The organism is Ensifer adhaerens (genome assembly GCF_001270265.1).
GTDB lineage: Bacteria > Pseudomonadota > Alphaproteobacteria > Rhizobiales > Rhizobiaceae > Ensifer > Ensifer adhaerens_B.
Window position 1 is genome coordinate 68,378 of sequence record NZ_LGAP01000002.1, and the last position, 13,394, is coordinate 81,771.

Below are 13,394 nucleotides of genomic sequence, written 5' to 3' on the forward strand. Positions count from 1 at the left end.
GCAGGTTAGGATGGCTATCCATCAAATGTCAAGGCTGTTGACATTTGACAGAATGGCGACTTACCTATGAGCCACGACAGCATGACGAGGAGCGGCCGAGGCCGGTCATGCCGATAAGGAGGACCGTATGGACACACACGTTTTCGAGGCGTTGAGCGCCGAAACGCTGCCATCAAGACTGAGCGGCAATTCAGCACTTTGCGACAGGATCGGCGGCGATCATGGCCGCTGGCAGGTCAAGGAGGTCGGCGACGGCAACCTCAATCTCGTCTTCATCGTCACGGGCGAGAAGGGTGCGGCGATCGTCAAGCAGGCGCTTCCCTATGTCAGGCTCGTCGGCGAGCGCTGGCCTTTGCCGCTGAAGCGCTCCTTCTTCGAATACCACGCCCTCATCCGCCAGGCGGCGCGAGACCCGGGCATGGTGCCGGAAATCCTGTTCTTCGACGCCGAGCAGGCGATGATCATCATGGAATACCTGACGCCGCACGTGATCCTGCGGCGCGCGCTGATCGAGGGGCGCACGCTGCCGAAGATCGGTCGCGATCTCGGGCTTTTCGCAGCGCGCACGCTTTTCCGCGGCTCGGATCTTTCAATGCCGACGCGCGACAAGAAAGCCGATCTCGCCCTGTTCGCCGACAATGTCGAACTGTGCGACATCACCGAAAACCTTGTTTTCTCCGATCCCTACTTCGAGGCGGAGATGAACCGGCACACGACACCGCATCTCGACGGCCTTGTCGAGGAACTCCGCCGCGACCGTGACCTGAAGGTCGAAGCCCAGCGACTGAAGCACATTTTCTCCGCCAAGGCAGAAACCCTCTGCCACGGCGACCTGCATACCGGTTCGGTCATGGTCACCGACGACGAGACGCGCGTCATCGACCCGGAATTCGCCTTTTACGGCCCGATCAGTTTCGATGTCGGCATGCTCTTGGCGAACTTCTGGATGAGTTACTTCTCGCAGGATGGCCACGAGAACGCCGCCGGCGAACGCGACCAGATGCGCGCCTACCTGCTGGATACGACAGAGACGATCTGGGAAACCTTCTGCGACGAGTTTTCCGCACTCTGGCGCAGCGAGCGCAAGGGCATCCTCTACCAGGCAAGCCTTTTCGAAGACCGCGACGACCCGTTCGGCTCGGAACAGGCGCTGACCATCGTCCTTGATGAGATCTACCGCGAGATGCTCGGCTTTGCCGGGGTCGAGATCCTCAGGCGCATCCTCGGCCTTGCCCACAATGCCGATTTCGAAACCATCGGCGACCTCAGCCGCCGCGCCGCGTGCGAAAGCAAGGCGCTGAAGCTCGGACGTCATCTTGCCGTCAACCGGGATCGCATTGCGAGCCTCAGGGACATTCGCGCCACTGCGCAACGGCTTCAGCAGGAGACACTTTCGTGAAAGTCGGAGAAAAGCACTACCATACGATCTGGCTCAACGCCGACGGCCGCTCGGTCGATATCATCGACCAGCGCTGGCTGCCGCACGAGTTCCGGATCGTCACGCTGAAGACGGTTGCCGATGTTGCGGTCGCCATCCGTGACATGTGGGTGCGCGGTGCACCGCTGATCGGCGTCACCGCCGCCTACGGCATTGCCATTGCCATGGCGGACGACCCGTCCGACCGTCATCTCGACGCGGTCTGGGAAGAACTCAACGAGACCCGGCCGACGGCGATCAACCTGCGCTGGGCGCTCGAGGCCATGCGGCAGTTCCTGCGGCCGCTTTCGGTTGAAAACCGTGCCGAGGCCGCCTATCGACGCGCCGGCGAAATTGCCGAGGAAGACGTGCAACTCAACCGGGCGATCGGTGCCAACGGCCTTAAGATCATCCGCGAGATCGCGGCAACCAAGAAGCCCGGCGAGCCCGTCAATATATTGACCCACTGCAATGCGGGCTGGCTGGCAACCGTCGACTACGGAACGGCGACCGCACCGATCTACATGGCGACGGAGGCGGGCATTCCCGTCCACGTCTATGTGGACGAAACCCGGCCGCGCAACCAGGGTGCGCAGTTGACGGCCTGGGAGCTGAACGGTCATGGCGTGCCGCACACGCTGATCGTCGACAATGCCGGCGGCCACCTGATGCAGCACGGCGCCGTCGACATGGTGATCGTCGGCACGGACCGCACTACCGCCAACGGCGATGTCTGCAACAAGATCGGCACCTACCTGAAGGCGCTTGCAGCCAGCGACAACAACGTTCCCTTCTATGTCGCGCTCCCCTCGCCGACCATCGACTGGACGGTCAAGGACGGCATCAAGGAGATCCCGATCGAGGAGCGCACCGGCGACGAGGTGAGCTTTGTGCAAGGCCGCGGCCCCGATGGCTCGATCATCTCGGTTCGCGTCTCGCCCGAAGGCAGCCCGTCGGCAAACCCCGCCTTCGACGTGACGCCGGCGCGGCTGATCACCGGCCTCATCACCGAGCGCGGCGTCGCCATGCCTTCGCCGCAGGGCCTCAAAGCGCTGTTTCCGGAAAGGAGCTGACCGGTGAGCCTGACAAACCAGAAAACCACCGAAGAGATCGCGCTCGGCATTCGCCGCCGCGTCTTCTTCCACACGATGAAGAACAATGGCGGCTATCTGAGCCAGGCCTGCTCGGCCGCCGAAAGCCTCGCTCTGCTCTACAACGAGATCCTCAAGCTCGGAGAGCCGACCTTGCCGAAGGTGCCGCTGCCATTTCGCGGCGTACCTTCCGCTGATAATCCCGATGCCTTTACCGGCGCCGGCTACCACGGTCCGGCGGCCCCGGACTACGATCGCTTCTTCATCTCCCCGGCGCATTACGCGCTGGTGATCTATTGCGCGTTGATCGAGGTCGGCCGCATGGACGACGGGGCGCTCGACCACTTCAACAAGGATGGAAGCTCGGTCGAGATGATCGGCGCCGAGCACAGCCCGGGCATGGAGGTAACGACAGGCTCGCTGGCGCAGGGGCTTTCCATGGCCGCGGGCGTCGCCTTCGCTCGCAAAAAGCAGAAAGAACCGGGCAAGGTCTGGGTCTACATGTCCGACGGGGAATTCCAGGAAGGTCAGACCTGGGAGTGCCTTGCCGCCATGGCCCACCACGGCATCGACAACATTCGCGTCATCGTCGACGTCAACCGCCAGCAATGCGACGGCGCCATGTCCTCGGTTCTCGATCTCGGTGACCTTCCCGGCCGGGTCGAAGCCTTCGGCGCCACCTGCCGCTCGATCGACGGCCACGATCTTCAAGCCATGCGCGAGGCGGCCAATAGCACTGAGCCGGGCAAGCCGCTGATCATTCTCGCGAATACGTCGCCGTTCCAGGGAATGGACTTCCTGCAAAAGCGCTTCCCGCGTCTTCATTACGTGCGCTTCAAGAGCGCCGAGGAGAGGCTCGAAATGCAGGCAGCGCTTGCCGCCGAACTGGGCGTGAGCCCGAACGAAATGGAAGGGGCCTGACCATGGTCGAAATCGTCAACCGCCCTTATGCCGGAGCATTCGAGGCTTTCGCGACAGCGCGCCCGGAAGTGCTTTGCCTTTCCGCCGACCTCACCTCATCCTGCGAGGTCGACGGCTTTCGCGACCGGCATCCGGACCAGTTCTTGTCGCTCGGCATGGCCGAGCAGAACATGCTCTCCTTCGCCGGCGGGCTTGCCATGCAGGGTTACCGGCCCTTCATCCACACCTTCTCGGTGTTTCTCTATCGTCGCCCCTACGATCAGCTGATCAATTCTATTGCCTATTCCAACCGCAAGGTCCGTCTGATGGGCTTCCTGCCGGGGATCACCACGCCCGGCGGCATCACCCACCAGGCGATCGAGGACATCGCCGTCATGCGCGCCGTGCCGAACATGACCATCCTGGAAACCGGCGACGCGACCGAGGTCGAGACGGTCCTGGAGGTTGCCGATGCCATCGACGGGCCGGTCTATGTCCGCATCCTTCGCGGTGAGGTCCCCCGGCTTTTCTCGACGCCGTTCGCGTTCAACAAGCTACGTACCCTGTCGGAAGGCGACGACATCCTCGTCGTCAGTTCCGGGGTCTGCACCGAGGAGGCCCTGCGGGCCACCCGGCCGATCGAAGCGCGCGGCATCGGGCTTCACCATCTGCACGCCTCGACGCTGAAGCCGTTTGACCGAGACGGGTTGCTCAAGGCCGCGCGCGGCAAGAAGGGCATCGTCACGCTGGAAAACCACACCATCGTCGGTGGGCTTGGTTCGGTTGTTGCCGAGATCGTCGCTGAAGAGGGCCTTGGCGTCCGGCTGAAGCGTCTCGGCCTGAAGGACACCTTCGCCCATGGCGCTTCGAAGCCCTACCTGATGAAGAAATATGGTCTCGACGCCGGCGCGCTGGTGTCGGCGATCGAAGAGTTGACCGGCAAGACGCTCGGCATCGGCGAGGACGAACTGACCGAGGTCCGCCTCGACCATGTGCACTCGGCCCAGAAGGCGGAGGCGCTGTGATGGCACCACGGTTCACCGTCAGCTATTACGTCAGGGCCGCCGACGAATCCGAGGCGCGCACGCGCGCGCTGGATATCGCACTGGAACAGACGGTCGAGATCCCGCGCGATGTCGTGCCCAAAGGTTATGTCGAGGATGAAATCCTCGGCAAACTCGAAGCCCTCGCGCCAGACCCGAACGGCCGGCCCGGTTATCTCGCGACCATCTCCTATAGCGAAGACGATGTCGGCGGTGACTTCCTGCAGTTCCTCAACATCGTCTTCGGCAACAGCTCGATCAAGCCGGGCTTGAAGGTCGAGGACATCGGCCTGTCCGCGGGTATCCTGGCGCTTTGCCCCGGCCCCCGCCATGGCATTGCCGGCCTGCGGCAAAGGGCCGGCATCGGGGCGCAGCCGCTGTTGATGTCCGCCATCAAGCCGGTCGGATTGTCTTCCGCCGAACTCGCGCGCCGCGCACACGACTTCGCGCTCGGCGGCATGCATTTCGTCAAGGACGACCATGGGCTGGTGGATCAAAGGACGTCACCGTTCGCCGAACGGCTGGCGGCCTGCGTCGACGCCATCGGCGAAGCCAATGCTAAGGGCGGCGGGCGGGCGAGTTTCGTGCCGAACATCACCGCGTCGGCAAAAGAACTGTTCGAGCGGGCGATGATGGCGCAGGGGGCCGGCGCCGGTGCCGTCATGATATCCCCGGCGCTTGCCGGCTACGATGTGATCCACACGCTGGCGGCCGATCCTGACTTCACCCTGCCGATCGTTTCGCACCCGGCATTTTCGGGTGCCAACGTCGTCTCGCCGGATACCGGATTTTCGCATCGCTGCTTCTACGGCGCCTTGCAGCGCCTGATGGGCGTCGATGCGGCAATCTATCCGAATTTCGGCGGCCGCTTCGGCTTCACCCGCGAGGAATGCCAGTCGATCGCCAAGGCCTGCGCCGTCGACATGGGCGGCCCGAAGGCGATCGTGCCAGCCCCCGGTGGCGGCATGAATCTCGGCCGTGTGCCGGAGATGCGCGAAGCGTACGGCCAAGACGTGATGTACCTGATCGGAGGCGCGCTGCTTCAGGACACGGACATTGTCTCAGCCAGCCGCCGGATCGTCGAAGCGGTCGCTAGCTAAGCGTCCAACGGTACAGCAACAAGATAACCTCCCCGGGTGCTGCCGAGCGCGATGGTGCGCTCGGCAGTCTTGATCACCGTCGCGGCAAGGACACGGCCTGCCGTGCACCCACAAAGGCGCTTCCCGGGGTGCCTACTCCCTCGCACGAACGACTTCGTCGCCTGTGGAAGAACTTGCAGCACTCCCGGTTCGTCTGATGTCGAGCTGCCGCAGTCCCGGAAGGAACAAAGCAAGCAGCGTCGTGGCGGCCAGAGCCGCGGCGCAGCCGAAAAGCAGCCACTGCGCGCCAAAGACTTCGACCGCCCCACCGGCCAGAATAATGGCCAGCGGGATCGCCGACAGTTCCAGCGCATCCGCCGCACCCAGCACCCGTCCACGCAACTTCACCGGCACGCGGCGAAGAGCGGCTGTCGCGACGATCGGCCCGATCGGCCCCGTTGCAAACCCGGCCATGGCGCCGGCCGCAATCAGCACCGAAATCCGAGGTGCGAATGCGAGCACGAGGATGGCTTGCGCCTCGACGGCGCAACCGACGATGAGGATGCCACGTCCGGAAAGCCGGTGTCCCCAGGCGGCATAGACAAGCGTGCCAACGATAGCGCCGCCGCCGGTCGCCGACAGGAACAGGCCGAGGCTCATGGCGCTTTGCCCGGTCGCCTTGAAGAAGGCCGGCATGACCACCGCCTCTAAAGCACCGAAGATGATGCCGAACAACGTTCCGAGCATAATGAGACTGCGCAGCAGCGGATCGCGCAGCAGAAACCGGACGGCTTCCAATGCGCCCGCCAGACCGATGGCAACGTCCTCGGTTCCGACGGATTTGCGGCGCGTCGGCAGGGAGATGACGTCGAGTATGGCCGCCGCAAGGGAACATCCCGCGGTCAGCCACAGCGTGTCTTCGACACCGACCAGTGCGATCATCACGCCGGCAAGCGCCGGGCCGACCAGGACACCGGCGTTCTCGACCAATTCGTCGATGGCCTTGACCCGCTCCAGCCGGAACCCGGCAAGACGCGCCAGTTCCGGATGGCGGCTTTCAGCGGCAATGGACGCAGGACCGTCCATTGCCGCACCGATCGCGATCAATACCACGAGCGTGCCAATCCCGAGCAAATCGAGATGATAGAGCAGCGGCACGGCCGCCACCGCCAGCGCGCTTGTAAAATCGCCGGTGAATGCGATCCAGCGCGGGCCGAAGCGATCGACAAGCCCGCCGCCGAACAGCGAGCCGGCAATCATCGGCAAAACGCCTGCGGCTGCGGCAACACCGGTCCACAACGGGCTTCCAGTCAACGTCAGCACAAACCAGGGCAACGCCACCATGGCGACCGCATTTCCGAGCGTCGAGAATGCGCCTGCCATGACGCTGCCCAAAACCGGCAGGCGGCGCCGGATGCGGATGGAATGCCCGCTCATTTGCGCGCCACAGAACTGAACTGCCATGGGGCACAAGCGCGGTTGAGACGGCGAAGCACAGGCGCGCGCACAGCGTTGAAGGATGGACTGAAATTGCGCATAAGCGGCATCACTTGCCCGTTGATTTTAATTAATCGATTACTTGATCTATTATTTGTACATGCTATTTTTGCCGTCAAGCAGACGCCGCGCTGGACTCGAACCGGCATTGACCAAATAAATTGAAGAGACTTATGTCCATGTTTGCACAAGAAATAACTGAGTTCTGGCGGAGAACCTTCCTGAGCGGAGGGGTGCTCCGTCGCGATGACAGCTTTACTGTCGCCGTGAACCCCGATTTGAGCGATGAAAACAGGGTGATGGTGCTGGAAGCCACCGACGGCCAGACGATGGTGGTGCTGACGCCTGCACTCGCCGATCGCCTGGACCTCGCACGGCGACCGGACCTCACCGCGCCAGCCTTTCGTCGGATACTGGATGAAGCATCGGTCACGCTGCACGGCGCCGACTATGTATTCTATTTCCCTGAAGCCAGGAGTTCGCTGTTGCGGGACGAGCCGACAGGCGATTTGCGCCAGTTGACAGCGCGAGATGGAGCGGTCTTCGCCGCCTTCGAGGATGCCGCGTCGGAGCAGGATCTGGAGGATGCCTATGTGGAACTGGACCACTGGGCGGTGTTTGGTGCTTTCGACCAGGACCGCCTGGTCTGTGCCGCCAGTATGTACCCCTGGGAGGATGCGCAGATCGTCGACACCGGCGTCCTCACGCTCCCACCCTCCAGGGGCAAGGGCCACGCGCGCAACGTCGTTCGCGCGATCAGCAGGCATGCCTATGAGCAGGGCTTCGAGCCGCAGTATCGATGCCAGCTCGACAACCAGGCGTCCGTGGCGCTTGCGAAGGCATCGGGCCTCATGCTGTTTGGAAAGTGGCAGGTGGTTTCGCCCGATTCCGCGAATTGAGCGGCCAGCTTCACTGAACGGCGGCACCGGATCCACGCCGCCTCCGCTCAGATATCGTGGGACGTGGACCACCTATCGCTCTTGCACCTAAGTGCAAATCAAGAAGCCTTCATGCGAAGCGGGCGACCGCTCGTCAGTCGGTGTCGCGATCGAACTGGTTGACGATGCGCATGGCGGTCTTCCGCTGCGCGTGGCGCACTTCGGCTTCGCGCTTGCTTTTCAGCATCAGGTGGGCGGCACGCACCGCCGGCAGTGCTACCGGCTTGTAGCCGGGCTCGGTTACGGGATGGGCTGTCGAGTTAAGCTTGGGCTTACGCATATGTTCACTCCTCATTCGAACCTTGGCCCGATCGCACCTGCACATCGGCAGGTGTGATCGAGACCAGGCACGGAGGGAGCGTGCCTGCCAATGCAGGCGAGCGTTTGATGAGGTTTTTCAAGATTTGTTGCGGTCTGAAATGACGTCTCGGTCCGATGAGATGAACCAGAGCTTCATATATCCCGAACCACGCAAAGAAGCAGGAACGTGTCATCTGCCCACCGGCGCTCTCTAGCGCACGGCAAATGCCACTCGAAACGACAATAAGGACCGCACCTTGACAAGGGCGGTCACGCTCGGTAAGTTCACTATATAGCACGCGTTCAATATGTTGAACAAGGAAAAAATCGCGATGAGCGGCCGAGGCGCGGAAAGAATTCTGGACCTGATTGAGTGGCTGGCGTCGCGCAGCGAAGCCGTGACGCTGGCCGAGGTCGTGCAGGCCCTTGCTCTGCCGAAGAGCAGCACCCTGCTTCTGCTGCGCACCCTGGTCGATGCCCGGTATGTCGCCCGCCAGACGGACGGGCGCTATCTGCTCATCCGGCTGCCCGGCGAACCGTCGGAGGCAAACAGCGGTTGGGGCACGATCCTCAGGGTAGCGGAGCCGATCCTTCGCGAAACGGTCGCCGCGATCGAGGAGACCGGCTTCATCGCCGTGCTGACGGATGACCGGCAGGTTCGCTACCTCAACAAGATCCTGCCCATGCGCGAGATCCGCTACGACCGGGACATCGCCACGCAGCGCGTCGCCCACTATGTGGCAAGCGGCCTGATGCTGCTTTCCGGCCTTTCCGACCAGGATCTCGAAACCTATCTCGACGGTTCCGTCCCGGCTGAGGACGACCCCGAAGCCATTGGCGAGCGTGTGAGCGCCGGGCGCAAGGACGGCTATGTCGCCAATCTCTACGGCCGGGTCGAGGGGGCAGCCGGGGTCGCCGCGCCGATCCGCGATCCTGACGGCCGCATCGTCGCCGTCGTCAACATTTCCGGTCCGCGCGAGCGGATCGCCAACAATCTCGATTGCGTCACCGAGGCGACGGTCGAGGCCGCGCGTCGCGCAAGTGAGGAGCTTTCGCGGCGCATCTTCAAAAATGGGAAAACCCACGGGAGGAATTGATGTCCTATTTGAAAAGGGAGCTTGCCGGTTGGCTGTTGGCCGCATCGGCCACGCTCTCGACCAGCGCATTTGCCCAGGAGCCGACGCTCCCCGATTACTATCCGGCCGACTACGGCCAGATCGTCGAAGCGTCGCGCAAGGAGGCGGGCCTCGTCGTCTACTCCAACATGGCCGACAACAACTGGCAGCCGGTGATCAAGGGCTTCAACGAACTCTATCCCTGGATCAAGATCGAAACGCTCGACCTCGGCTCCGGCACCGTGCACACCCGCTGGGAAGCGGAGGCCGGCAGCGGCGCGCGCACCGCCGATGTCCTGGTATCGGGCGCAAACGACCGCTGGGCACGTTATGGCAGCGAAGCGCGCATGCTCGACTATCCAAGCCCGGAAACCGAACGCCTGCCGGGCTTCGCCAATCCCTACCCCGGCATCTATGTGATGTCGGCCGATCCGCTCGTCATCACCTATAATGCGGCCCTGCTGCCGGAGGGCCAGCGCCCGACCGGTTTCGCCTCGCTCGTCAAGGCGGCCGCGGCCGATAAGGCGACATTCGACGGCAAGATCACCACCTATGACGCCGCCCGCAATTCCTTCGGGCTCGCCGCCTGGTGGAAGACGCTGCAGGTCAAGGGCGACGACGGCTGGACGGGACTGCGCGAAATCGGCCCGATGATCCGCGGCGAAGTCTCCGGCGGCCCGATGAACGAGAAGATCGCCACCGGCGAATATCTCGTCGGCATCGCTGTCTCCGGCATCACCATCTTCCCCCGCCTGGAGCAGCCCGGCGGCGAGATCCTCGGCTTTGCCTTCCCCGATGACGGCACCCCGGTCATGCTTCGCGGCCTCGGTATTCCGAGCGAGGCGGCCAACCCGAACTCGGCCAAGCTGTTCGTCGACTATCTGCTGAGCCAGAAGGGCCAGACCCAGGTCGGCAAGGGCGGACTGACCCCTTACCGCGAAGATGTCGACGAAGCCGAGGTGCGCTACACCTATCAAGCGATCGCCGCCAAGGTCGGCATGGAAAACCTGATCGCCGTCGGCTTCGACAAGGCGCTCATCGATGACGCCGCGGGCTTTGCCACCAAGTGGACCGCTGCGATGGCCGGCAACTAATCGGCCACGGCTCGGGAACCGCCGACGACAACACGGTCGGCCGGCGGTTCCTCTGCCCTCATTTTTCAACTCTACGAAGCCTGACGACCGTCTCTTCGCGTTTGCGGACGGCTTTCGAGGACTATTGCCATGACCGAGCTCTCAGCAGGGTCGGTACCGAGCGCCACGCGTGACCGGTCGACCATCACCTTCTGGGCCGTAAGCATCCTGACGACGATCCTGGTGATCGGGCCGATTGCGCCCATCATTCTCCAGGCCTTTCTCGACCGGCCGCTCTACAAGCCCGACGCCGTCGTCACCGCAGGCAATTTCGTTCGCCTGTTTACCGAGGCGGGCATGGGCAAGATCGTGCTCAACACGCTCTTCTTCGCCGTCGTCACCATGGTCGTTGCCCAGCTTTTCGGTTCGGTCATGGCCGTCATCGTCGGTCGCACCAATCTGCCCGGGCGCAAATGGATCGGCGAGATCCTGATCTGGCCGCTGTTCGTCAGCAACCTCGTAATGGCCTTCGGTTGGTTCACCATGTACGGCCCGTCGGGCTATATCACACTCGCCTTCAAGGCCGGCACCGGGCTTAGCCCGTGGAACCTCTACAGCCTGACGGGCATGAGCATCGTCGCTGGTCTCAGCCAGGCGCCACTCGCCTACCTCATGTGCATCGGCGCGGTCACCAAGGCCGACGCCCAGCTCGAGGACGCCGCCCGCTCGGCAGGCGCCAGCCCCATGCGCGCACTAATCAGCATCACCGTTCCGATGATGCGGCCGGCAATGGTCTATTCCGCAGTGCTGAACTTCGTCATCGGTATCGAGATGCTGGCGATCCCCCTGGTCTTCGGCGGCCCGAGCGGCATCCACACGGTGACGACCTTCCTCTATGACCAGGGCATTAATGCCGCGGTGCAATCCGACTACGGCATCGTCGGCGCCGGCGCCGTCATGCTGCTTTTGATCGTCGGCCTGCTCGTCTGGCTGCAGGGCCAGCTGATGAAGGACAGCGGCCGCTTCGTGACGGTGCGCGGCAAGGCCTCCCGCCCCTCGCTCGTCGATCTCGGACACTGGCGCTGGGTCGCATTCGCCGCCGTCGCAGCCTATGTGCTCTTCACCATCGTCGCCGTCTTCGCCGGCATCTTCATGCGCGCCAGCGTCAGCTTCCTGACACCACTAGTGCCGTTCTGGAAGCTCCTGACCTTTGCCAATTTCGAGCTGATCTTCAATCAGCCGGGCTATGTCAGGGCCATCCTCAATTCCGTGGTCATCTCCTTCCTCGGCGGCATCATCGGAACTGCCTGCGTCGTGCTCATCGCGCTCGTCGCCAAGCGTTCCGAATTCCGCTTCCGTCGCGCGCTGGAATACGTCGCCCTGTTCCCGCGCTCGCTGCCCGGCATCATCGCCGGCCTCGGCTTCTTCTATGCGGTCGTCTGGGTGCCGGGCCTCGACATGATCCGCGGCACGATCTGGATCCTGATCGCCGCCTTCGTCGTGCGCTACATTCCGATCGGTTTCGGTGCGATCGCGCCGGCGCTGTCGCAGATCGGCGAAGAGCTTGACCGCGCCTCGCGCATTTCCGGCGCCGACTGGTGGACGACGATGACCCGCATCGTCCTGCCGCTGTTGAAGCCGGCGCTGTTTTCAAGCTTCGCGCTGCTCTTCATCCACTTCTTCAAGGAGTATGTGACGGCGGTTTTCCTCTACCAGCCGGGATCCGAAATCATCGGCTCGACCATGCTGCAGCTCTATGCCCAGGGCGACAACGGTCCCGTCTCTGCCCTTGCAACCATCCAAGTCATCATCACGGCCTTGTTCGTCTTCATGGCGCGCCGTCTGCTGGGAGCCAAGATCTATGGCTGATCTCATCCTCGACAATCTTTCCATCAATTACGGCTCCTACAAGGCCGTCAGTGAGGTCTCGCTCACCATTCCGAAGGGGGAATTCCTGACGCTGCTCGGCCCCTCCGGCTGCGGCAAGTCGACGACGCTTTTTGCAATCTCCGGGCTCAACCACGCGACGTCGGGTGCAATCCGCATGGGCGACCGCGTGCTCTTCGACGGCAAGACCGGAACGGTGGTGCCGCCGGAACAGCGCAACATCGGGCTGGTCTTTCAAAGCTACGCGCTCTGGCCGCATATGTCGGTGGCGGAAAACCTCGCCTTCCCGCTGAAACTGCGCAAGATCGGCCGCGCCGAGCAGGACAAGCGCATCAAGGAAGCGCTTGAACTTGTCGAAATGGCCAAGTTCGCGGAGCGTTATCCCTTCGAACTTTCCGGCGGCCAGCAACAGCGCGTGGCGCTTGCCCGGGCACTCGTCTACCGACCGGGCCTGCTTTTGCTCGACGAGCCGCTGTCCAACCTCGATGCAAAGCTGCGCGAGCGCGCACGCGTCTGGTTGCGCGAACTTCAGGAGCGGCTCGGCGTCACCACCGTGTACGTGACCCACGATCAGGCGGAAGCGCTTGCGGTTTCCGACCGCATTGCGGTGATGGACACCGGCCGCATCCGCCAGCTCGGCACGCCAAAGGAGATCTATGAAACGCCGGCCGATGCCTTCGTCGCCGACTTCATCGGCTCCTCGAACTTCCTGACGGGCACCGTGGTCAATCGCGCCGCCGGCATTGCCAATGTTCGCCTCGATGACGGAACGGTGATCAAGGCGAATACGGGCAGGAACGGTGCGGACGAGAAAGTCGTGATTGCCGTGCGTCCTGAGCGGCTGCAGATCGTTGGCGGTGCCGGCGAGAACATCGTGCAGGCAACCATCCAGGGCGGCTCCTATCTCGGCTCCGTCTACCAGTACGAGCTGACAGGTGCGGGCAGCACCTTCCGCGTTCAAACCGCGCGTGAGGTCGCCGACAAACATGTCTTCGTCTATGTGCCGCCGGAAGCCTCGACGCTGTTTGCCGCGCAATCCCGGCCGCTGGCCTAA

General features: G+C 63.1%; 12 protein-coding genes. 10 read left to right on the forward strand and 2 right to left on the reverse strand.

What is annotated here, in order from left to right; all coding sequences use genetic code 11:
* Window positions 1–127 precede the first annotated feature (127 nt).
* Genes mtnK through AC244_RS05150 form a run of 5 tightly spaced genes read left to right on the forward strand, consistent with a single transcriptional unit; the run spans window position 128 to window position 5,551 of the window.
* Window positions 128–1,399, forward strand: coding sequence for an S-methyl-5-thioribose kinase (gene mtnK / locus AC244_RS05130; RefSeq protein ID WP_053247748.1), 1,272 nt, complete (start codon window positions 128–130; stop codon window positions 1,397–1,399).
* Window positions 1,396–2,490, forward strand: coding sequence for an S-methyl-5-thioribose-1-phosphate isomerase (mtnA, locus tag AC244_RS05135; protein WP_053247749.1), 1,095 nt, complete (start codon window positions 1,396–1,398; stop codon window positions 2,488–2,490). Before mtnK ends, mtnA begins: the two co-directional genes overlap by 4 nt.
* 3 nt (window positions 2,491–2,493) lie before the next feature.
* The gene (locus AC244_RS05140) at window positions 2,494–3,429 is read left to right on the forward strand and encodes a transketolase (protein WP_053247750.1); all 936 of its coding nucleotides are present in this window, start codon (window positions 2,494–2,496) and stop codon (window positions 3,427–3,429) included.
* 2 nt (window positions 3,430–3,431) lie between these two features.
* Complete coding sequence (locus AC244_RS05145) at window positions 3,432–4,433, forward strand: transketolase family protein (RefSeq protein ID WP_053247751.1); 1,002 nt, start codon at window positions 3,432–3,434, stop codon at window positions 4,431–4,433.
* Window positions 4,433–5,551: a RuBisCO large subunit C-terminal-like domain-containing protein gene (locus AC244_RS05150; protein ID WP_053247752.1), complete on the forward strand. Its 1,119-nt coding sequence runs from the start codon at window positions 4,433–4,435 to the stop codon at window positions 5,549–5,551. The genes AC244_RS05145 and AC244_RS05150 overlap by 1 nt, the downstream gene beginning before the upstream one ends.
* Before the next feature lie 132 nt (window positions 5,552–5,683).
* On the opposite strand, the gene AC244_RS05155 is transcribed toward AC244_RS05150, so the two are convergent.
* Window positions 5,684–6,967 (reverse strand): MFS transporter, encoded by a 1,284-nt coding sequence (locus tag AC244_RS05155; protein ID WP_053247753.1) that lies wholly within the window; start codon window positions 6,965–6,967, stop codon window positions 5,684–5,686.
* Between the two features lie 239 nt (window positions 6,968–7,206).
* Between AC244_RS05155 and AC244_RS05160 the strand changes: the two genes are divergently transcribed.
* Window positions 7,207–7,926 carry a GNAT family N-acetyltransferase gene (locus AC244_RS05160; protein WP_202596046.1) on the forward strand — a complete coding sequence of 240 codons (720 nt, stop codon included), beginning with the start codon at window positions 7,207–7,209 and terminating at the stop codon, window positions 7,924–7,926.
* A gap of 133 nt (window positions 7,927–8,059) precedes the next feature.
* On the opposite strand, the gene AC244_RS05165 is transcribed toward AC244_RS05160, so the two are convergent.
* Window positions 8,060–8,245, reverse strand: a complete 186-nt coding sequence (locus AC244_RS05165) for a hypothetical protein (protein WP_053247755.1) — start codon at window positions 8,243–8,245, stop codon at window positions 8,060–8,062.
* A 352-nt stretch (window positions 8,246–8,597) separates the two neighbouring features.
* Here AC244_RS05165 and AC244_RS05170 point away from each other — a divergent pair, with 352 nt between their 5' ends.
* The 4 genes from AC244_RS05170 (at window position 8,598) to AC244_RS05185 (ending at window position 13,394) form a co-directional block, all read left to right on the forward strand.
* A complete protein-coding gene (locus AC244_RS05170) occupies window positions 8,598–9,362 on the forward strand; it encodes an IclR family transcriptional regulator (protein ID WP_053247756.1) in 765 nt (254 codons plus the stop codon).
* Window positions 9,362–10,474, forward strand: a complete 1,113-nt coding sequence (locus tag AC244_RS05175) for an ABC transporter substrate-binding protein (RefSeq protein ID WP_053247757.1) — start codon at window positions 9,362–9,364, stop codon at window positions 10,472–10,474. Before AC244_RS05170 ends, AC244_RS05175 begins: the two co-directional genes overlap by 1 nt.
* Window positions 10,475–10,603: 129 nt before the next feature.
* On the forward strand, window positions 10,604–12,322 hold the full coding sequence (locus tag AC244_RS05180) for an ABC transporter permease (RefSeq protein ID WP_053247758.1): 1,719 nt from the start codon (window positions 10,604–10,606) through the stop codon (window positions 12,320–12,322).
* Window positions 12,315–13,394 (forward strand): ABC transporter ATP-binding protein, encoded by a 1,080-nt coding sequence (locus tag AC244_RS05185; RefSeq protein WP_053247759.1) that lies wholly within the window; start codon window positions 12,315–12,317, stop codon window positions 13,392–13,394. Before AC244_RS05180 ends, AC244_RS05185 begins: the two co-directional genes overlap by 8 nt.